Below are 21067 nucleotides of genomic sequence, written 5' to 3'. Positions count from 1 at the left end.
ATCCCGCTCAACGCACCCGGGCTAACGCGGTGCGTGCGTCGGCCATGAACTTCTGCGCTTCCTGCGGTGTGGCCAGGTTGGCGCCGAGCTGGCTGAGCACCTGCTCGATATCGCTGGACGCGTCCCAGGCTTCGTCGCAGAGCATGCCGGCGATGGGGCCGAGATAGTTCAGCGCGACTTTTTCCAAGGCATCGCGCACGCGATCGTCCGGCGCGCCGGCACTGGCGTTGCCTGACGGCGCGGGTGCTGGCGCCGCTGCCGCCACCGCTGCCGCCACCGGAGCAACGGCCGCCGGTGCCACGACGGCGCGCACCGGGGCAGGTGCACCGCCCAGATCCTGTTCGAAGCCGCCCATCAACCACTGGCGCGAGTCTTCGCTCAGCAACGACGGCTTGCCCATGCCGGCACCGGGGTCCACCTGGAAGCGTGCCTTCGCGGCACCGACCATGGTGAGGCGTTGTACCGCCTCGTCATTGCGCAGCATGCGGAAGACCACTTCTTCGATCTGTCCGGCGTTGAGGCGGACGATGCAGGAGTGGTTTTCTTCGGTGACGACAAACAGAAAGCCGGACGCCTTCTTCAATGCCAACGCCCTGAGCTCGCGCAGGACATCGATCAGCGGACGGAATTCATTGGACATGGCGTCTTCCTTGCATCATCTGGTACGAAATCGGGTGAAGCGGCTCAGCGTTTGCTGAGGCGCTCCATGGCCAACCGGACACTGTTGGACAGGCGGGAGATGGCGCGCGCCAGGGTACCAATTTCATCCTTGAGGTTGACCTCTTCGATGGTGTGGTTCCACTTGCCCAGGCTCAGTTCTTCGGCCACGGTGGTCAGATGCTGGATGGGGCGCAACACGCGGCTCCAGATCAGGGCCCACTGCAGGCCAAGCAACAGGACGCACACCAACAGGCCGATGCCGGCGATCCACAGCGACTGGCGCACGATCAGGCCATTGACGTCGCTCTTGGGATACGCCGAGACCAGGATGAAACCCCAGTCCGGCACTTCCTGCTTGACGACGACCCAGTCGTCCGGGCTGTCCTTGACGATGCGCTCGATGGTGGCGGTGTCGGTGGTGGCACCGGTGGTGGACTGAAAGCGCAGCTTGTTCTTGCTGTCGAACACGGCGATGAAGCCGGAATCGAGCACGCGACGGCTGCTGACCACGTTTTCCAGAGCCTGCGTGTCGGCCTTGTAGCCGACGTACCAGGCGCCGATGACGCGCTTGTCGTTGCCGGCAAAGATCGGCTCGTAGCCGGTGACGTACGGGTTGCCCAGGATGTCGACCACGCCGTAGAAGCTCTCGCCGTTGCGCAGCTTGGCCGCGGCCTGGCCGTTGGGATCGAGCACGGTGCCGATGGCGCGGCTGCCGTCTTCCTTCTTGACGTTGGTGGAGATGCGCACGAACTCATCGCCGGTCCGCGAGAACAGCGTCGCAGTGCCTTCGTGGATGGCGGTGACGTCGTCCAGCATGCTGAAGGAATTGGCCTGCGAGCGCTGGCCCAGCAGCAGGTCGTTGGCGTTGCGGTCGGCGACGCGGATATCGCTGCCCATGCTCGGGGCGCCCTGCGCATTGGCTTCCTTGCGCAGCTGGCGCATCGAGGAATTGACGCGGTCGAGCATCATCGAGCGGGTGACGGCGAACAAGGTCTGCAAGGACACCGACTGGCGCTCGATCGCGTCGCCGGTTTCGAACTTGACCCGGTTCGCTTCGGTAATGGCAAGAATAACCGTGAGTGCCACCACCACGACCAGCACCAAGGCCAGCACCGGCAACAGCAGGCGCACCCGCAAAGAGTGACGAAGCATCGCAATTCCCCTGAACGCGTTTAAATGATTGAATCGAGTGCCGCCGCAGCGCAGTGCGGCGGTCGGACCTAGCCGTTATCGGCTGCCAGACAAGATGCTGAAGCGGCCCCCATGCCGCTTAGCGGTGCATACGATAGCGCAAGCCGATCGATTTGACAGTGCGCCTCCATCGTCTTGTGCGCCTTGCGTTCAAGAATGGTGGACCGGGTTACACATGCTGGCGCTGGTGGGCACGGTGGGCAGCCGGGCGGGAGCCATCCGTGGGCGATCGATCGGCGTGGGGCTTTGACAGATCGCGGTTGCCACTGCCACGTCATGGCAGCGACCGGATGAAGCGTTGTTTGAGGAGCGACCGACCGGCGGTGCGATCTGCGCGGTCGCAGGCCGCTCAGGTTTCCAGCGACAGGATTCCGCGGCGCAGGGCAACGGTGACCGCGTGGGTGCGATCGCGTACGCCGAGCTTGGCCAGGATGTTCTTCATATGCGCCTTGACCGTTTCTTCGGAGATGCTCAAGGCATTGCCGATCTGCTTGTTGGAACATCCGGTGGCGACCAGACTCAGCACCTCGGTCTCGCGGGCGGACAACGCGTCGTCGAGCACGTGGGCGGCGATGTTTTCGGCCACCGACGCCGGAACATGCCGGCGCTGGCCACGCCGCACGTCGCGGATGGTGTCGACCAGCTCGCGGCGCAGCGCGCTCTTGAGCAGGTAGCCGCAGGCGCCTGCCTGCAGCGCACGCACCGCACGCACATCGCCGGTATAGGTGGTCAACACGATGACCTTGGCGGCGGGGTCGACACGGCGGATGCGCTGGATGGCTTCAACGCCATCCACGCGCGGCATCTGCAGATCCATCAGCACCACGTCCGGGCGCAGGCTGGTGTAGCAGGCCACTGCCTGTTCGCCGTCTTCGGCCTCGCCGACCACGCGCATGTCGTGTTCGGCGGCGAGCATGGCGCTGAGGCCGTCGCGCAGCAGCGGGTGATCGTCTACCACCAGCACGTCGGTCGGTTTGACCATGTCAGCCATTGGAACTCTCCGTGGATCGTGCAGGTCGAAATGGCCACCACCAGCGTGGCGGTGTCGCATAGGCGGTGCGGGCGGGAAGCGTGATCTGGATGGCGGTGCCGCTGCCAGGACGCGACCACAGCTGCATCTTGGCGCCGATGCGTTTTGCGCGTTCCTGCATGCCGGTCAGCCCCCAATGCCCGGTGCGCGCATGCCCATGCAGCACATCCGGATCCAGGCCGCAGCCATCGTCGCGGATGCGCAGCACGAAGTCACGTGAACCGTAACGCAGTTCCAGCGCGATTCGTGCGGCATTGGCATGGCGATCGGCATTGGCCAGTGCTTCGCGGCCCAGCTGGAACAGTTCGTCGGCCACCATCGGGCGCAGCGCCACCGGGCGGCCCTCCACCGACACCTGCAGTTCTGCCGCAGGCGGGGGCATGGTGGCTTCGCGCGAGCGTTGCAGTGCGGCGGCCAGATCCTGGCGCAGCGAGTAACTGTCGCGCAGGCCGTTGACGCGGTCGCGGCCTTCGACCAGTGCGTTTTCGGCCAGGTCGACCGCCTGTTCCAGCTCCAGGCGGCGCGGGTCGTTGCCGGGCAACGAGCGGCTGGCGGCATGCAGCCGCAGGATCAGCCCCTGGGTGCCCTGCAACAAGGTGTCGTGCAACTCGCGAGCGATGCGTTCGCGTTCGCGGTAGCGCTCTTCCAGCCGCGCACGCAGGCGTCCGGCAACATGCCGGGTGCGCATGCGCCAGAGGATCGCAAGCGTCAGCAGCAAGGCCAGCGCGACGCACACCTTGAACTGCCAGGTCTGCACGAAGGCCGCTTCGATCACGAAGTCCAGCGTGTCGCCGCGCTCGTTCCATACCCCGTCGTTGTTGGCGGCGGCAATGCGGAAGCGGTAACGGCCGGGCGCGAGGTTGGTATAGAACGCCTCGTTACGATTGCCGGCGTCCTGCCATTGCGCATCCACGCCTTCCAGCCGGTAGCGAAAGCGCACGCGCTCGGGGCGGGTGAGGCTGACCGCGTCGTAGCCGATGCGCAGGCGGTGGGTCCATTGGGGCAGGCGCAGGCCTGCCGTGCGCGGGTAGGGGCGGTCGTTGGCGACCACGTCGGTGATGAAGACCTCCGGCGCGGTGGGGTTGCGGTAGGTCTGCTCGGGATCTAGCCAAGCCAGGCCCTGGTTGGTGGTGAACCACAACAGGCCGTCGTCGGCGGCGATGGCCGTGGGCACCGGCGTGGCCTGCTGGGCGACACCGGGCAACCCGTCCATGATGTCGTAGAGGCGCAGCGCCGGGCTGACCACGCCCGCTTGCACGCTGCGCAGCAGCGCACGTTGACTGATCTGCACCACGCCTCGGTTTCCGTTCAACCACAGCGTGCCGTGGCGGTCCTGCACGATGCCGGTGATGCCTTGCAGCAGCGGATTGGTCTGATCGGGCACCTGCCGGAAACGGCCATCGGCGCCCAGCGCTGCCAGCCCGGTTTCGCCGGCGACCAGGGTGAGCGACGGGCGTTGCCAGATGGCGGTGACCGGCCCCACCGACAGGCCATCTTCGGCGCTGTAGTGCATCAACCGCCGGCCCTGCAGCAGGCGCACGTCGCCCTTGATGGTGCCTACCCACACGCCGCCATCCTGGGTATTGGCGAGCACCGTGCACGGGGTGTCCTGCAGATCGGCCAGCGGCTGCCAGGCGCTGCCGTCGAAGGCGTAGGGGCCGCTCGCGTCCGGGCAGACCCAGGGATGGTTGCGGCTGTCCACGACGAAGGCACGAATGGCGCCGGTGGTCAGGCCGAGCGGCAGCGCCACGGGCTGAATGCGGCCGGCCTGCAGACGCAGCAGGGCGTGCTCGCCAAGCACCCAGCCGTTGGCGGTCGCTGGCACATCCAGGATGTGGGGGGGCGCGCCATGCTGCAGGCCTGCGACGCGATCGCGGCTCAACGCCAGCAGCCGGCCATCGCGCAGACTGGCCAGGAGCGGGCGTGCGGAGGTGCCCGGGGTGGGATTGAAGGTCGCCACGGCCATCGCCTGGCCCGGCAGCAACGATGCCAACGGCAGCAACGCGCGATGCCGGAACCGGTTGAGGCCCAGATTGGTGCCTGCCCACAGATTGCCTTCGCGGTCTTCGAGCAACGGGCCGGCGGTGGCCGAGGTCAGACCTTGTACCGGTCCGAAGCGTTCCAGCACCGGCGTGGGCGATGTGGGCAAGGCAATCCGGAACAGGCCGTGCGCCGCGTAGTCGCTGCCCCACAGCGCGCCGTCGCGCATGAAGCGGATGCGCCGCGCGAATAACCCGGGAAATTGCAGCCGGGCACGCGCCGCCGCGGGCAGTACGTTGCCCTGCGCATCGGTCAACGCAAACACGCCGCGGTACGGGTCTGCGACCCAGATCGCTCCGTCCGGGCTTTCGGCCATGGTGACGTAGAGACCCACCTGCTGACCGCTGGGTGCGAACCGCTTGGCGCCAGCCCGCAACGACAGAATCTGGGTGCCGTCGCTGACCCACAGCGTGCCGCGCACATCGCGCAGCAACCAATGCGCGCGCTCGGCGGTGTAGCCCCAGTCGGCACCGGCACGCTGCCAGCGTTGGCCATCGAACCAGCACAAACCGCCATCGATGGCCGCCCACCAGCGTCCACTGCCATCGTGTTCGATGCGGAACACCATGCCGTCGGGCACGTCCTTGCCCGGGCGGAAGTGCGTGAGATGGCCGTCCGCGAGGCGATCGATACCGGCGTTGAAGTAGCCGATCCAGGCGGTGTCGTCCGGCGCCAGCGCAAGCGCGGTCATGTTGTGCGACGCGTAGGCCTCGCCATCCGGCGGCGCCTGCCGCGCGAAGTGGTCGCCATCGAACTGAAACAGACCGAAGCCGGTCGCCAACCATAACGGCCCGGCGTCGGCTTGCTGGATATCCCAGATGTCGGCCGGTGCGCCGCGCTCGGTGCTCCAGGCGGTGTGGTGGAATTGCAGCAGTCCCGCACGCGTGGCAGCGATGCCTTCGGCCCGCGCGGGCGGGCATGGCCACCAGCAACTGCACATCACAACGATCACCGCCGCGCACAGGCGCCACAGCGGGTGGAATCGGATGGCGGGCTCATGCGGCATCGCAGCATTGTCGGGCGAGATCGAGGGAAGCACCACCACCTCTTTCGGGGGAGGCAGATCGGGCAGTAAATCGAGTACGCATGGATCGGCGTGTTGCGTCGTGTGCGTGTCTTGGCGATGCAGTGTGCGCTGAGTTGGATGCGGTCTGTTGTGTGCAGCATCGAAGACGCTGCTTTTGTAGCGCGTCGTGCCACGCGCTGGCGTTCGCTTGGTTCGGGTGCGGTGTGGATGCCGAGTGGGGCACTGCATAGCGCGCACTCCACAACTGCGCGGTATCGCCGCTGCGTCGGCTTGCATGCATGCGTGCTCTATGTCACGGCAATGCACGCGCGAGATCTCATGCGTCCTTGTGCAGCAACCATGCCGCTCACCCGAAAGAGTGAGCGATCCGCCTCACCATCAGGGGTGGGGCGATCGGGATGTTCGCTCCACCATGGCGTCATTCCCCGCCAGAGACGTCATATGGCAAGTCTGATTGCCGCTGGTCGCCCCGATCTGCATGCAGGCAACTACAACGCACTGCACGCCTCACGCGCACGTGCCGTGGCAAGAGCGCTGCAGTACATCGACACGCATCTGTACGAGCCCATCGGCGTAACGCAACTGGCCGGCGCTGCCTGCATGAGCCGCTTCCATTTTGCGCGCGTGTTTCGCGATGCACTGGGCGCCAGCCCGATGGAGTATCTGCGGCGTCGTCGGCTCGAACGCGCACAGGCCATGCTGCGCGAAGGCCGCCACACCATCAGCCAGATCGCCACCGATCTGTGCTTCTTCGATCAAAGCCATTTTGTCCGCAGCTTCCGCAACGCCACCGGCTGCACGCCGGCGCGCTTTGCCGCGCAAGTGGCCAACGATTCCTGCGCCGCACGCCCCGCACGCCCCGCACGGCGTGCGCATCGGCATACCGCTGGTTCTTTTTCATCCTCCCTGGAGCATCACGCATGACCACCGCCACCGCCATCCCCGGTAAGTCCCTGTTGTCGCCCGGCGATCACGCGCTGATCCTGATCGACCATCAATCGCAGATGGCGTTCGCCACGCATACCATCGACATCTCGGCGCTGCGCAACAACGTGTCGCTGATTGCCAAGGGCGCCAAAGGCTTCAAGGTGCCTGTGATTCTGACCACTGTTGCCGAGAAATCGTTCTCCGGCCCGTTGTTTCCAGAACTGCCGGAGATCTTTGCCGGCGAGCCGGTGTTCGACCGCACCAGCATGAATGCCTGGGAAGACCAGGGCGTGATCGATCGCGTCAACGCCATCGGCAAGCAGCGGCTGGTGATTGCCGGGCTGTGGACCAGCGTGTGCATCGTCGGCCCGACGCTGTCGGCGATCGAGCAGGGGTTTGAGGTGTACGTGATCACCGATGCCTGCGGCGATGTCAGCGACGAAGCGCACGAGCGTGCAGTGACGCGTATGGTGCAGGCCGGCGCCGCGCCCATCACCAGCGTGCAGTACCTGCTGGAATTGCAGCGCGATTGGGCGCGTAGCGACACCTACGACCTGACCACCGGCATCGCGCGTGCGCATGCAGGCGGCTACGGCATCGGCATTCAGTACGCCAAGACCATGTTCGGGGCGCAGGAAGGCGGGCATTGAACGCATCGGCACTACGCGGCAACGCCGGTCTTGCGTGGGCGTTGTTGATGCTACGCATTGCCGGCGGCGGCTTCCTGCTGCCGCATGGCTTGGGCAAGTTGCTGGGATGGTTCGGTGGACCGGGGCTGCCTGGATTTGCCGCTGAATTGCAGCAATTCGGCTTTCCATCTGCACCGCCGTTGCCGTTGCTGCTGGCCTTGGTGCAGACGCTCTCCGGGCTGGCGGTGTTGCTGGGTCTGTGGACGCGTACCAGTGCCGCGCTGGCAGCGGTGTTCATCGCTACCACCGTGGTGGTGGCCGTGCCCAAGGGCTGGTTCTGGATGCACGGTGGCATGGAATACCCGCTGATGTGGCTGCTGGTGTTGCTGGCCCTGGTCGCCGCCGGCGCTGGCGCGTGGTCGCTGGATGGGCTGCGCAGGCGTGGTGTCGCATGAGCGGCGTACCGAATGATCACGATGCCGGACGGCGCCTGTGGATGCAGGGCGCCGCGGCCGGTCTTGCGTTGGGCGCATTGCCCGGCACTTCGTCTGCTTCAAGGAAGTCTCCGATGGTCGATCTTGTCGTTCGCAACGCACGCATCACCACGCTGGATCCTCGTCAGCCCAGCGCCACCGCCATTGCAGTGGCCGATGGGCGCATCGTGGCGGTCGGCGACGACGCACAGATCATGGCGTTGGCAAACGGCGCCCGCAGCATCGACGCACAAGGCCGCCGCCTGCTGCCCGGGCTCAATGACAGCCACACCCATCTGATTCGCGGCGGGCTCAATTACAACCTGGAACTACGCTGGGATGGCGTCCGTTCGCTTGCCGATGCGATGGCGATGTTGAAGGCGCAGGTCGACCGCACGCCAGCGCCGCAATGGGTGCGCGTGGTCGGTGGCTTCACCGCGCATCAGTTCGTCGAAAAGCGCTTGCCGACCCTGGACGAAATCAACGCCATCGCGCCGGAGACGCCGGTGTTTTTGCTGCATCTGTACGACCGCGCCTTGCTCAACCGCGCGGCCTTGCGCGCCTGCGGCTACGACAAGCAGACACCGGATCCGCCGGGCGGGCGTATCGAGCGCGACAAGTTGGGCAATCCCACCGGCTTGCTGCTGGCCAAACCCAATGCCTTGATTCTCTATGCCAGCCTAGCCAAGGGCCCGCGCCTGCCGCTGGAGTACCAGGCCAATTCCACGCGTCATTTCATGCGCGAACTCAACCGGCTGGGCATCACCTCGGTGATCGATGCCGGCGGTGGTTTCCAGAATTATCCGGAGGACTACCAAGTCATCGAGCAGCTGCATGCGGCCGACCAATTGAGCGTACGCATCGCCTACAACCTGTTCACCCAGAACAAGGGCAAGGAAGTCGACGACTTCCGCGGCTGGACCGAGATGCTGCCGGTGCGCAAGGGCGACGATCTGCTGCGGCATAACGGCGCCGGCGAAATGCTGGTGTTCTCCGCAGCGGATTTCGAGCAGTTCAGCGAGCCGCGCCCGGAGCTGCCGCCGGAGCTGGAGCCCGAACTGGAGCAGGTGGTGCGGCTACTGGTCGAAAAACGCTGGCCGTTCCGTATCCATGCCACCTATGACGAAAGCATCACGCGCATTCTCGATGTGTACGAAAAGGTCAACGCCGACATTCCGTTCGATGGCCTGCATTGGTTTATCGATCACGCCGAGACCATCACGCCGCGCAATATCGACCGTATCCGCGCATTGAACGGTGGTATCGCCGTGCAGCACCGCATGGCGTATCAGGGTGAGGCATTTGTCGAGCGCTATGGCGTGCAGGCTGCGCGGCACACGCCGCCGGTGCGTCGCATGCTGGCCGCCGGCGTGCCGGTGGGCGCCGGCACCGATGCGACGCGTGTGGCCAGTTACAACCCGTGGGTGGCGTTGTCGTGGCTGGTCACCGGACGCACGGTGGGTGGCCTGGCCCTGTACGGCGAAGAGAACCTGCTCGACCGTGAGCAGGCGTTGCGGCTGTGGACGCAGGGCAGCGCGTGGTTCTCCGGCGACGAGAGCCGCAAGGGCACGCTGGCGGCGGGGCAACTGGCCGACTTCATCGTGTTGTCGGACGACTACTTCCGTGTCGACGATGCCGCCATTGCCGACATCACCAGCGTGCTGACCGTGTTGGGTGGGCGCGTGGTGCATGGCGATGGCGACTTCGCCGCGCTGGCACCGACCTTGCCGCCGGCCATGCCGGACTGGTCGCCGGTCAATCGGTTCGGCGGCTATCACGTGGGCGGTGCGGTCAGTGGGCTTGCCAGTGCCACGCACATGCACACGCATGGCCACGGGTGTCGCGCGCACGGGCCGCATGGACATGCAGCGCAGCATGCTGCGCCTAGCGATGATCTGCGCGGCTTCTGGGGTGCATTGGGTTGCGCGTGTTTCGCTTTCTGAGATCGGCACTGTCTCGATGCGCCTGCCGGCGCATCTCATACCGTCACCTTGTTTGTTTCACCCCGTCAACTGGAGCCTTGCCGCGATGACTTCTTCTGCCGCACCCGCCGATGGCGGTGCCTGGGCGCCGCTGCGCGAGCCGATCTTTCGTGCGTTATGGCTGGCCATTTTAGGCAGCAACATCGGCACCTGGATCAACGATGTCGCCGCGTCCTGGGTGATGGCCGAACAGACCGGCTCGCCGTTGATGGTGGCGGCCGTGCAATCGGCCACCACCTTGCCGGTGGTGTTGTTCGCGCTGGTGGCCGGCACGCTGGCCGACATCGTCGACCGCCGGCGTTACCTGATGCTCACCCAGGGCTGGATGTTGCTGGTGGCCGGCGCGTTGGCCTTGCTGTCGCATCTGCAGTTGCTCACCCCGTGGGTACTGGTGGCATTGACCTTTGCGATGGGCATGGGCGCGGCGATGGCGATGCCGGCTCAGGCGGCGATCGTGTCGGAACTGGTGCCACGGCCGATGCTGGCTTCGGCGGTGGCGCTCAATTCGATCGGCATGAACATCGCCCGCTCGATCGGCCCGGCGGTTGGCGGTTTGATCGTGGCGCAATTCGGGCAGCCGTGGGCATTTCTGCTCAACGGCGTGACCTTCGGATTGATGCTGCTGGTATTGTGGCGTTGGCGTCGCGATGTGCATGCGTCCGCATTGCCGCCGGAGAGTTTCGGCGCCGGCCTGCGTGCCGGCCTGCGCTATGCCGCGCGCGCCGGGCGCCTGCAGGCGGTGCTGATCAAGGCCGCCGGGTTCTTCCTGTTCGCCAGCGCGTTGACTGCGTTGCTGCCGTTGGTGGTCCGTCGCGACATGCAGCTGGGTGCCGGCAGTTACGGCGTGTTGCTGGGCTGCATCGGCATCGGGGCGATCAGTGGCGCGTTGCTGTTGCCACGCCTGCGCGCGCGCTACGACCGTGACCTGCTGGTGTTCGTAGCCACCCTCGTGTGTGCGGTGTCGTTGCTGGGGTTGGCGTTGTCGCGTCAGGTCGGTGTGCTGTGCGTGGTGATGGTGGTCAACGGCCTGGCGTGGATCACCGTGCTGTCGTCCTTGCAGATCGCCGCGCAAACGGCGGTGCCTGCCTGGGTGCGCGCGCGTGCGTTGTCGCTCTACATCGTGGTGTTTTCTGCGGGCATGGCGACCGGTTCGCTGGTCTGGGGCGCGTTGGCGCAGCGCACTTCGATCGCGACCGCCCTACAGATCGCTGCCGTTGGTGCGGTGATCGCGGCGTTGCTGGTCAAGCGTGCACGTATTGCCGGCACCGAGCAGCTGGACCTTGCCCCCGGCGGGCACTGGCCTGCGCCGGCGCAATCGGATGCGGTCGAACACGATCGCGGCCCGGTGCTGGTGACGGTCGAATACCGCATCGCCGCCGACGCACGCGTCAGCTTTTTGCAGTTGATGACGCAACTGGGCAACGCGCGGCGTCGCGATGGTGCGGTGGTCTGGGGCATCGCCGAAGACGCCGCAACACCTGGCGTGCAACTGGAATATTTCATTGTCGCCTCGTGGCTGGAACATCTGCGCCAGCACGAGCGCGTCACCGGCGACGACCGCCAGCTGCAGGAGCAGATTCGCGCACTGCATCAAGGCGAACGCGCACCGTTGGTCCGTCATTTCGTCGGCGGCGGCGGTGTGGCCTTGCCGCCGCATGCGCATTCGGATATCTGAGAACTTCATCAGCGCGATACACATGATCGGCCTGGCACTGACACGGCCATCGATCTGGGCTGCGAGCGGCGGAAATTCCGTCGCCCGCAGCCACCGCGGTTGTGGGCACCTTGCAGGTGCTTGCGATGACCTGCGCAGATGCATTGCTGGAACACTTTCTCGCCAGGCGGACTGCGTGCAATCGCATTCCTTGCAGCGGCCCGACTTGCCGCACGGTCGGGTAGGGCAGGGCGATGCAAAAGTCTTGCACTGGTCGGCATATCGCTTGCGTTGCTGATCGGCATTGGCTGCCGATTGCTTGACCTGGACTTGCCGGCACCGCCACGCATCCACGCTTACCAACACAAAAGGCCGACTCTCACGAGCCGGCCTTTGTCTTATGCATTGACGCAAGAATCAGCTCTTGGCGAAGGCCAGCAGATCCTTGTTGAACTGATCGGCGTGGGTGACGGTTAACCCGTGCGGCGCGCCAGCGTAGATCTTCAGTTCGGCGTTCTTGATGATCTTGGCCGACAACTTGCCCGAGGCATCGATCGGCACGATCTGGTCGTCGTCGCCATGCACCACCAGCGCCGGCACATCGATCTTCTTCAAGTCGGCGGTGTAATCGACCTCGGAGAATTCCTTGATGCAGTCGTACTGGCCCTTGTGGCCGCCCAGCATGCCCTGCAGCCAGAACGAATCGCGCATGCCTTGGGTGACCTTGTTGCCGTCACGGTTGGCGCCGAAGAACGGCGTGGTCAGGTCCTGATAGAACTGCGAGCGGTCCTTGGCAACGCCGTCGCGGATGCCGTCGAACACGCTCATCGGCAGGCCACCGGGATTGGTCGGGCTCTTGACCATCTGCGGCGGCACCGCGCCGACCAACACCACCTTGGCCACGCGCTTGCTGCCATGGCGGCCGACGTAATGCGCCACTTCGCCACCGCCGGTGGAATGGCCGACCAGGATCGCGTCCTTCAGGTCCAGCGCGTCGATCACGGCGGCCAGATCGTCGGCGTAGGTGTCCATGTCGTTACCGTCCCAGGTCTGCGACGAACGGCCATGGCTGCGGCGGTCGTGCGCGATCACGCGATACCCGTGCTGACCCATGAACAGCATTTGCGGGTCCCAGGCATCGGCGCTGAGCGGCCAGCCATGTGCGAAGACGACTGGCTGGCCCTTGCCCCAATCCTTGTAGAAAATGTTGGCGCCGTCGGGACGTTTGACGAAATTGGACATCGGGTTGACTCCGTGAGTGGACGAGTGGGGTGGGGTGGAAGCGGGGGCGCGCGCGGGAGGTGCGGCAGTGGCGAACGCGGGCAACGACAACGCTGCCACGGCAACGGTGCCGGTGATGAGAAAGCTGCGGCGTCCGGCGTCGGCCGGATGCGCCTCGAACGGATCCATAAACACTCCTGGGGGCGAGGGGCATGCAGCCCGGCCAGTGGCACGATGCGATGCGCATCATGCTGGCGCGCGACCGCGCCGCGCAGCGCGAGGCGGGCCACGGGCGTGCCGGTGCATGCGAACAGTAGACCGCCTACGTCGCATTGCAGATTGCATCTGCGTGCGCTCTACAAACGTTATCGGCAACGTTGCGGATCAGATTGTTTGTTGTAGCCGATCCAACGTTGTGGATCTGCCCGCACTACAAGCGCAATCGGCGAATCACGGCGCCGCGCGCCGCGTCCACCGTGCATCAATACCGGGCTCTGCAACGCACGATGACGCAGCATTGCATCGACCAGACATGTCGCGCCCGCTGTTCAGTGCAGTGCGGTGTCCCACAGCAGCTTGCCATTCAAGACCACGATCACCGCCGCAATCACCCAGGCCAGGCGTACCAGCCAGGCCGGCGCCACCAGCGCGCCCATCAGGGTGCGGTCCGAGACAAAACGCACCAGCGGAATCACCGCAAACGGCAATTGCATCGACAGCACCACCTGGCTCAGCACCAACAGCCGCGCGGTGCCGGCCTCGCCATACAACCAGGTCACCACAACGACGGGCACGATGGCGATACCGCGGGTGAGCAAGCGGCGCAGCCACGGTGGCAAGCGCAATTGCAGGAAGCCTTCCATCACGATCTGCCCGGCCAACGTCGCGGTGACCGTCGAGTTGACGCCCGAAGCGAGCAGGGCGACCGCAAACAGGGTCGAAGCCAATCCCACGCCCAGCATCGGCGCGAGCAAGGCATGCGCCTGTTCGATCTCTTGCACATCGGTGCGGCCCTGCGCATGAAACACCGCTGCGGCCAGAATCAGAATCGACGCGTTGATGAACAACGCGAACATCAACGCAACGGTGCTGTCGGTGACGGCCCAACGCAGCGCCGAGCGGCGTCCGGCGTCATCGCGCGGGTAGGCGCGCGTCTGCACGATCGACGAATGCAGATACAGGTTATGCGGCATCACCGTGGCGCCGATGATGCCGATGGCCAGGTACAGCGCCTGCGGGTCGGTGACCACTTGCGCACGCGGAATGAAGCCGCCCAGCACTGCGGCGATCGGCGGAGCCGCCAAGGCGATCTGGATACCGAAGCAAACGAAGATGATCAGCAGCAACGCCATCACAAACGCTTCCAGCGCCCGGAAGCCGCGATTCATCAGCAACAGCACCAGCACCACATCGATCGCGGTGATGATCGCGCCCACGGTGAGCGGAATGCCGAACAACAACTTCAACGCGATTGCGGTGCCGATCACTTCGGCAAGATCGCAGGCGATGATCGCCAGCTCGCACAGTCCCCACAGCGCCAGGTTCACGCCTCGTGGGTAGCGCGCACGGCAGGCCTGCGCCAGATCCAGCCCGGTGGCGATGCCCAGCCGTGCCGACAGGCTCTGCAACACGATCGCCATGATGTTGGACAACAGGATCACCGACAGCAGCAGGTAGCCGAACTGCGAGCCGCCGGCCAGATCGGTGGCCCAGTTGCCCGGGTCCATGTAGCCCACCGACACCATGTAGCCGGGGCCCAGAAAGGCCAGCAACCGGAACCACCAATGGCCGTTCTTGGGCACGGCCACACTGGCGTGATGGTCGCCTAGCCCGCCGTTGGTGGACGCGGGAGAACGCGCAGGGGGGAAGGTGTCGGTGGACATGCAAGGCAGGCAGCGAGGGCGGTCAGACGGATAATATAGCAAGTGCTATGCTGTTGAGCATTGGCAAACTCAATCGTATTGATCGGCTGCGTGCTTCACACTACGTACCCCGGCACCGATGCCGGACGCGACGACGAGGATGCGGGTGGGCAAGAGCGAAAAGCTGGAGGCGGCCACGCCGTCCCTGATCGATGCGCAGGTGCATATGGAGAGCTTCCGCCAGGTGCGCGAAGCGCGCCGTGCCGAGCTGGTCGAGGACTATGTGGAACTGATCTCCGATCTATTGGTCGACGGCGGCGAAGCGCGTCAGGTCGATATCGCCGCGCGCCTGGGCGTGGCTCAGCCCACCGTGGCCAAGATGCTCAAGCGCCTGGTCCGCGACGGCTGGGTCGTGCAGCGCCCGTACCGCGGTGTGTTCCTGACCCCGGCCGGGGAGGCGTTGGCGGCTTCCAGCCGGCAGCGGCATCAGATCGTCGAGCGCTTCCTGCTTGCACTGGGCATCGACGAAGCCACTGCGCGTCGCGATGCGGAAGGCATCGAACACCATGTCAGCGAGGCGACCGTTGCCGCATTCGCCGCGTTTCTCGATCGCCAGGGCGGCCTGGCGAAGTGAGTGTGCCGGCCACACCGCTGGTCGATGCGCCGCAGGCGGCCATCGATACGCGCTGGATGCAGCACGCCCTGCAACTGGCCGAGCGTGCCGAGCGCGACTATGACGAAATCCCGGTTGGCGCGGTGTTGATCGATGCCGATGGCAACGTGCTGGGCGAGGGCTGGAACTACAACATCGCCAGTCACGACCCCAGCGCGCATGCCGAGATCATGGCCATGCGCGAAGGCGGACGCCGTCTGGCCAATCACCGCCTGATCGGTTGCACCCTGTACGTCACCCTGGAGCCGTGCGCGATGTGCGCCATGGCCATGATCCACGCGCGCATCGCACGCGTAGTGTTCGCCGCCAGCGACCCCAAGACCGGCGCCTGCGGCAGTGTTTTCGACCTATTGGCCGACCCGCGTCACAACCATCGCGTGCAGACGGCAGGCGGCGTGCTGGCGGCAGAGGCAAGCTTGCGGCTCACCAATTACTTTCGCGCCAAGCGTGGCAAGCCGCCGCTCGTACCCTGAGCGGCATGGCCGCGGTATGATGCGCGCCCTTTCAGTACCCCGGCCGGCAACGGCCTCCACAGGACGGTGATATGGCAGACAACGTTGCGGGCAACGACCGACTGATCTGGATCGATCTGGAAATGACCGGCCTGGATACCGATCGCGATTCGATTATCGAGATCGCCACCATCGTGACCGATGCGCAGTTGAACGTGCTTGCCGAAGGCCCGGAACTGGCCATCGCCCATCCGCTGGCCACGCTGGAAGCGATGGACGAGTGGAACCGCAACCAGCATCGGCGCTCTGGCCTGTGGCAGCGTGTGCTCGACAGCCAGGTCACCCATGCTCAGGCCGAAGCGCAGACGGTGGCGTTTCTGGGCGAATGGATCCGTGCCGGTGCCTCGCCGATGTGCGGCAACTCGATCTGCCAGGATCGCCGCTTCCTGCACCGCCAGATGTCGCGCCTGGAGCGCTATTTCCACTACCGCAATCTCGATGTGTCCACCATCAAGGAGCTGGCGCGCCGCTGGGCACCGACGATGGCCAACGGATTCGCAAAGAGCTCGGCGCACACTGCGCTCAGCGATGTACGCGATTCCATCGACGAACTGCGTCACTACCGCCAGTTCATGGGCGCGCTGGGCGGTGATACCGAGCTCGGCGCCCAGGGTTGATCCTGCAGAACCAACCACGCAATGTGTTTCGCGCGTCGGCAGTCCGTCGCGCCAGCGCCAAGGCGCCAAGGCAACCTTCGTAATCGCAGGAACATCGCAGCGCGCGGTGACACAACATAAAGGCCGCATCTTTCGATGCGGCCTTTTGCTTTTTACAGATGACGCAGACGTTCAGCGCGCCAACGGCGGCCCCTTGGTCAGGTCGCCGTCGTCGGCGATGCCCTTGCGCAACAGATCCGAGATCGGCTTGCCATCGGCATCGTGGTGATAAACATGCAGGTCGCGCTGCGGGTACGGAATGTTGAGCCCGTTTTCCAGCAGCTGGTTGCGGATTTGCTCCAGCGTGCTGCTCTTGGCCGCACCAAAATTGCCATTGGTGGCGTAAGCGAACAACATCAGATCCACCGTGCTCTCGCCCAGGTTGGTCACCTGCACGAACGGTGCGGGTGAATCCAGGACGTTCGGATTGTCCTTGGCGATCTGCAGCAACAACTGCTGCGCTTTTTTCAGATCATCCTGGTAACCCACGCCCACTGTCACTTCCAGGCGGCGGTTGGGCAGGGTGCTGTAGTTGATGATGGGCGCCGTGGTGATGGTGCTGTTGGGCAGGGTGATCATGCGCTCGTCGAAGGTCCGCAGACGGGTCTGAAAGATCCGGATCTCATCGACAATGCCTTCCTGGCCCGCGATCGCCACATGGTCGCCATCGCGCATCGGCCGCAGCACGATCAGCATGACGCCGGCGGCGATGTTGGACAGCGAGTCCTTCAACGCCAGACCGACTGCCAGGCCCGCCGCACCGAGCACCGCAATCAACGAGGTCGGCGGTACGCCGATCTTGCTCAACGCGCTGACGAACACCAATACCAGTAGCAATGCGTAGACCACATTGCGCAGGAAATTGGTCAGCGTGATTTCGATGCGCGCACGGGTCAAAGCACGGTGCAGCCACTGGCTCAGCTGCTTTGCCAGCCACATGCCCACGACCAGAATGACGAGCGCAACTCCCCAGTTCAGCAGGATTTGCGCCCAGTCGACCTTGTCCCATCCCGTCGGCTGTTTTGGGACGGCGGCTACCGTTTTGGTGGTTGCAGCAGCTGCTCCCGCAGCTGCTGCCATCACTGCACCCAACAGTCCCATCAGCTCTCGCTCTTGAGCTTGGCCAGACGCAGCCAGGTATCGACCACGGTGTCGGGATTCAACGACACCGACTCGATCCCTTCCTGCATCAACCACTCGGCCAGTTCCGGGTGATCCGACGGCCCCTGGCCGCAGATGCCCACGTACTTGCCCTTGGCGCGCGCCGACTTGATCGCCATCGACAGAAGCTTCTTGACCGCCGGGTTCCGCTCGTCGAACAGATGCGCCACGATCGACGAATCGCGGTCCAGGCCCAAGGTCAGCTGGGTCAGGTCATTGGAACCGATCGAGAAGCCGTCGAAGATCTCCAGGAATTCATCTGCCAGCAGCGCGTTGGACGGCAGCTCGCACATCATGATGATCTTCAGCCCGTTCTCGCCTCGCTTGAGCCCGTTCTGCTCCAGCACCTCGATGACCTTGCGGCCTTCTTCCAGCGTCCGCACGAACGGGATCATCACCCAGAGATTATCCAGGCCCATCTCGTTGCGCACCTTCAACACCGCCTTGCACTCCAGCGAGAACGCCTTGGTGAAGGACGGGTCGACATACCGGCTGGCGCCGCGGAAGCCGATCATCGGGTTCTCTTCGTGCGGCTCGTAGCGTGAGCCGCCGATCAGGTTGGCGTACTCGTTGGACTTGAAGTCCGACAACCGCACGATCACCGTGTGCGGCGCCACCGAGGCGGTCAAGGTGGCGATGCCTTCGGCCAGACGGTTGATGTAGAAGCTCACCGGGTCGCCGTAGCCGGCAATCTTGGCGTCGATCTTCTTGCGGACGTCGGCATCCTGCTTGTCGTACTCCAGCAGCGCGTTCGGATGGATGCCGATGTGCGCGGCGATGATCATCTCCAGGCGCGCCAGGCCGATGCCGGCGTTGGGCAGCTGACCGAAGTCGAAGGCACGCTCCGGGTTGGCCACGTTCATCATGATCTTGAGCGGGGCCGGCGGCATGTTGCCCAGGTCGGTGGTGGTGCGCTCGAACGGCAGCAGGCCGTCGTAGATAAAGCCGGTATCGCCTTCGGCGCAGCTCACCGTCACTTCCTGACCGTCGCTGATCATGTCGGTGGCGTTACCCGAGCCGACCACGGCCGGCACGCCGAGCTCGCGCGCGATGATCGCCGCGTGGCAGGTACGGCCGCCACGGTTGGTCACGATCGCCGATGCACGCTTCATCACCGGCTCCCAATCCGGGTCGGTCATGTCCGCGATCAACACGTCGCCCGCCTGCACGCGGTTCATGTCCTCCAGCGAGCGCACCACGCGCGCGACGCCGCTGCCGATCTTGGCGCCGACCGCGCGGCCTTCGACCAGGATCTTGGCGTCCTTGGCATCGAGCGAGAAGCGCTCGATCTGGGTGGCATGGCTGCGCGACTTCACCGTTTCCGGGCGCGCCTGCACGATGAACAACTTGCCGCTCACGCCGTCCTTGGCCCACTCGATGTCCATCGGGCGGCCGTAATGCTTTTCGATCACCAGCGCCTGCTTGGAAAGCTCCTGCACATCTTCGTCGCTGATCGAGAAGGTATTGCGCAGCTCCACCGGGGTGTCTTCGGTGCGTACGCGCTCGCCGGGCACATCCGAATAGACCATGCGGATCGCCTTGCTGCCGAGCGAGCGACGCAGGATCGCCGGCTTGCCTGCCGTGAGCGTGGGCTTGTAGACGTAGAACTCGTCGGGATTGACCGCGCCCTGCACGACCATTTCGCCCAGGCCGAAGCTGGAGGTGACGAACACCACATCGCGGAAGCCGGACTCGGTGTCCAGCGTGAACAACACGCCGGCCGCGCCGACGCCCGAGCGCACCATCAGCTGCACGCCTGCCGACAGGAACACGTCCTCGTGCTTGAAGCCATGGTGTACGCGGTACGCAATCGCGCGGTCGTTGTAGAGGCTAGCGAACACTTCCTTGACCTTGTGCACGACATCGTCGGCGCCGGTCACATTGAGGAAGGTTTCCTGCTGGCCTGCGAAGGAGGCGTCCGGCAGGTCTTCCGCCGTTGCAGAAGAACGCACCGCCACGGCGACGTCGCCGCCGCCGTTCTCTGCGCACAGCTGTTCGTAAGCGGTGCGGATGTCGCGGTCCAGTTCCGGCTGCAGCGGCGCATCGATCACCCAGCCGCGAATTTCCTTGCCGGCCGCAGTGAGGGCGGTGACGTCTTCGACGTCCAGCGTTGCGAGCTTGTCGAAAATCCGCTTGGACAGATCGTTGTGCGCGATGAAGTCCTTGAATGCTTCGGCAGTGGTCGCATATCCACCGGGAACCGAAACGCCCAACCCGGCCAAGTTGCCGATCATCTCGCCGAGCGAGGAATTTTTACCGCCTACGCGGGCCAGATCGACCAGGCGTAGCTCATGCAACCACAGGATATTCTCGTTCAAGCGCGATGCTCCGTAAGGCCATCGCCCGAGCGGGCTGAATGGCCGCGACCGTAGGAAGAAGCCGCTATGATGCAGTGCACAGCGGAACCTGCACAAGCATGAACCCGTAAGTTTTGGACACTAGTTCAAAGAGGTGGTCTTGATGTCAACAATCCGGCCGGTGTTTTACGTCTCCGATGGAACCGGTATCACCGCTGAAACGATTGGGCATAGCCTGCTCACCCAGTTCAGCGGTTTCAACTTCGTCACAGACCGCATGTCGTTCATTGATGATGCAGAAAAAGCGCGCGACGCCGCGATGCGGGTGCGCGCTGCCGGCGAGCGTTACCAAGTGCGCCCGGTGGTGGTCAATTCGTGCGTCGATCCGCAGCTGAGCATGATCCTGGCCGAAAGCGGTGCGCTGATGCTGGATGTGTTCGCGCCCTTCATCGAGCCGCTGGAGCGCGAGCTCAACGCGCCGCGACACTCGCGCGTGGGCCGTGCGCACGGCATGGTCGATTTCGAGACTTACCACCGCCGCATCAATGCGATGAACTTCGCGCTGAGTCACGACGACGGCATTGCGCTCAACTACGACGAGGCCGACGTGATCCTGGTGGCGGTGTCGCGGGCGGGCAAGACGCCCACCTGCATCTACCTGGCCTTGCATTACGGCATTCGCGCCGCCAACTATCCGTTGACCGAAGAAGATCTGGAAAGCGAACGGTTGCCGCCGCGGTTGCGCAACTACCGCAACAAGTTGTTCGGCCTGACCATCGATCCGGAACGGTTACAGCAGATCCGTCAGGAGCGCCGCGCCAACTCGCGCTACAGCGCGGCAGAAACCTGCCGCCGCGAGGTCGCAACCGCCGAGCGCATGTTCCAGATGGAGCGCATCCCCACGCTGAGCACCACCAACACCTCGATCGAAGAAATCTCCAGCAAGGTGTTGTCGACCTTGGGGCTGCAGCGCGAGATGTTTTGAGGCCGGGATTCGCCGGGCGGGATTCGGGATCGGGCAAGCAAGCTGCGCGTCCACAATCCGGGGAGCTGTCGCGACGCGGCTGACGGC

At 64.8% G+C, this 21067-nt stretch carries 17 protein-coding genes and 1 pseudogene; 10 read left to right on the top strand and 8 right to left on the bottom strand.

The window, feature by feature from the left end:
* Positions 1 to 7: 7 nt before the first annotated feature.
* The 4 genes from ACCQ06_RS12385 to ACCQ06_RS12370 form a co-directional block, all read right to left on the bottom strand.
* Positions 8 to 640 carry a DUF8082 domain-containing protein gene (locus ACCQ06_RS12385; protein ID WP_104615605.1) on the bottom strand — a complete coding sequence of 211 codons (633 nt, stop codon included), beginning with the start codon at positions 638 to 640 and terminating at the stop codon, positions 8 to 10.
* Between the two features lie 44 nt (positions 641 to 684).
* The gene (locus ACCQ06_RS12380; protein ID WP_316685865.1) at positions 685 to 1812 is read right to left on the bottom strand and encodes a Cache 3/Cache 2 fusion domain-containing protein; all 1128 of its coding nucleotides are present in this window, start codon (positions 1810 to 1812) and stop codon (positions 685 to 687) included.
* 388 nt (positions 1813 to 2200) lie between these two features.
* Positions 2201 to 2842, bottom strand: a complete 642-nt coding sequence (locus ACCQ06_RS12375; protein ID WP_104615607.1) for a response regulator — start codon at positions 2840 to 2842, stop codon at positions 2201 to 2203.
* Positions 2835 to 5927: a sensor histidine kinase gene (locus ACCQ06_RS12370; protein WP_316692586.1), complete on the bottom strand. Its 3093-nt coding sequence runs from the start codon at positions 5925 to 5927 to the stop codon at positions 2835 to 2837. The genes ACCQ06_RS12375 and ACCQ06_RS12370 overlap by 8 nt, the downstream gene beginning before the upstream one ends.
* A gap of 462 nt (positions 5928 to 6389) precedes the next feature.
* On the opposite strand from ACCQ06_RS12370, the gene ACCQ06_RS12365 reads away from it, so the two are divergent.
* The 6 genes and pseudogenes from ACCQ06_RS12365 to ACCQ06_RS12340 form a co-directional block, all read left to right on the top strand.
* Positions 6390 to 6872, top strand: a complete 483-nt coding sequence (locus ACCQ06_RS12365; RefSeq protein ID WP_316685864.1) for a helix-turn-helix transcriptional regulator — start codon at positions 6390 to 6392, stop codon at positions 6870 to 6872.
* Entirely contained in the window at positions 6869 to 7525 is a 657-nt protein-coding gene (locus ACCQ06_RS12360; protein WP_104615610.1) for a hydrolase, read from the top strand. The genes ACCQ06_RS12365 and ACCQ06_RS12360 overlap by 4 nt, the downstream gene beginning before the upstream one ends.
* Positions 7522 to 7959 (top strand): DoxX family protein, encoded by a 438-nt coding sequence (locus ACCQ06_RS12355; RefSeq protein WP_170068603.1) that lies wholly within the window; start codon positions 7522 to 7524, stop codon positions 7957 to 7959. The genes ACCQ06_RS12360 and ACCQ06_RS12355 overlap by 4 nt, the downstream gene beginning before the upstream one ends.
* 113 nt (positions 7960 to 8072) lie before the next feature.
* The gene (locus ACCQ06_RS12350; RefSeq protein WP_316685863.1) at positions 8073 to 9920 is read left to right on the top strand and encodes an amidohydrolase; all 1848 of its coding nucleotides are present in this window, start codon (positions 8073 to 8075) and stop codon (positions 9918 to 9920) included.
* Between the two features lie 85 nt (positions 9921 to 10005).
* Positions 10006 to 11634, top strand: a complete 1629-nt coding sequence (locus ACCQ06_RS12345; protein ID WP_316685862.1) for an MFS transporter — start codon at positions 10006 to 10008, stop codon at positions 11632 to 11634.
* Positions 11635 to 11883: 249 nt separating this feature from the next.
* Positions 11884 to 11964 (top strand): annotated as a pseudogene (locus tag ACCQ06_RS12340) (xapx domain-containing protein); the annotation flags it as partial.
* Between the two features lie 66 nt (positions 11965 to 12030).
* Here the strand turns inward: ACCQ06_RS12340 and ACCQ06_RS12335 are convergent.
* Together ACCQ06_RS12335 and ACCQ06_RS12330 are read right to left on the bottom strand one after the other, a co-directional pair.
* On the bottom strand, positions 12031 to 12855 hold the full coding sequence (locus ACCQ06_RS12335; RefSeq protein WP_316692584.1) for an alpha/beta fold hydrolase: 825 nt from the start codon (positions 12853 to 12855) through the stop codon (positions 12031 to 12033).
* A gap of 527 nt (positions 12856 to 13382) precedes the next feature.
* The gene (locus ACCQ06_RS12330) at positions 13383 to 14717 is read right to left on the bottom strand and encodes an Nramp family divalent metal transporter (protein WP_228324816.1); all 1335 of its coding nucleotides are present in this window, start codon (positions 14715 to 14717) and stop codon (positions 13383 to 13385) included.
* Positions 14718 to 14862: 145 nt separating this feature from the next.
* Between ACCQ06_RS12330 and mntR the strand changes: the two genes are divergently transcribed.
* From mntR to orn, 3 genes are all read left to right on the top strand, one after another.
* The gene (gene mntR / locus ACCQ06_RS12325) at positions 14863 to 15330 is read left to right on the top strand and encodes a manganese-binding transcriptional regulator MntR (RefSeq protein WP_039424111.1); all 468 of its coding nucleotides are present in this window, start codon (positions 14863 to 14865) and stop codon (positions 15328 to 15330) included.
* A 56-nt stretch (positions 15331 to 15386) separates the two neighbouring features.
* Positions 15387 to 15842 carry a tRNA adenosine(34) deaminase TadA gene (gene tadA / locus ACCQ06_RS12320; RefSeq protein WP_211287682.1) on the top strand — a complete coding sequence of 152 codons (456 nt, stop codon included), beginning with the start codon at positions 15387 to 15389 and terminating at the stop codon, positions 15840 to 15842.
* A 71-nt stretch (positions 15843 to 15913) separates the two neighbouring features.
* Entirely contained in the window at positions 15914 to 16498 is a 585-nt protein-coding gene (gene orn / locus ACCQ06_RS12315) for an oligoribonuclease (RefSeq protein ID WP_316685861.1), read from the top strand.
* A 171-nt stretch (positions 16499 to 16669) separates the two neighbouring features.
* On the opposite strand, the gene ACCQ06_RS12310 is transcribed toward orn, so the two are convergent.
* Together ACCQ06_RS12310 and ppsA are read right to left on the bottom strand one after the other, a co-directional pair.
* A complete protein-coding gene (locus tag ACCQ06_RS12310) occupies positions 16670 to 17638 on the bottom strand; it encodes a mechanosensitive ion channel family protein (RefSeq protein ID WP_316685860.1) in 969 nt (322 codons plus the stop codon).
* Entirely contained in the window at positions 17638 to 20016 is a 2379-nt protein-coding gene (gene ppsA, locus ACCQ06_RS12305) for a phosphoenolpyruvate synthase (RefSeq protein WP_316685859.1), read from the bottom strand. The genes ACCQ06_RS12310 and ppsA overlap by 1 nt, the downstream gene beginning before the upstream one ends.
* 142 nt (positions 20017 to 20158) lie before the next feature.
* Between ppsA and ppsR the strand changes: the two genes are divergently transcribed.
* A complete protein-coding gene (gene ppsR, locus ACCQ06_RS12300) occupies positions 20159 to 20980 on the top strand; it encodes a posphoenolpyruvate synthetase regulatory kinase/phosphorylase PpsR (RefSeq protein ID WP_104615680.1) in 822 nt (273 codons plus the stop codon).
* Positions 20981 to 21067: the final 87 nt, after the last annotated feature.

Origin of the sequence: Xanthomonas sp. NCPPB 4467 (assembly GCF_041475665.2) — a bacterium.
Classification (GTDB): Bacteria; Pseudomonadota; Gammaproteobacteria; order Xanthomonadales; family Xanthomonadaceae; genus Xanthomonas; species Xanthomonas dyei.
The sequence above is the reverse complement of the archived record's forward strand: the minus strand, read 5'-3'. Positions and strand labels throughout refer to the sequence as shown.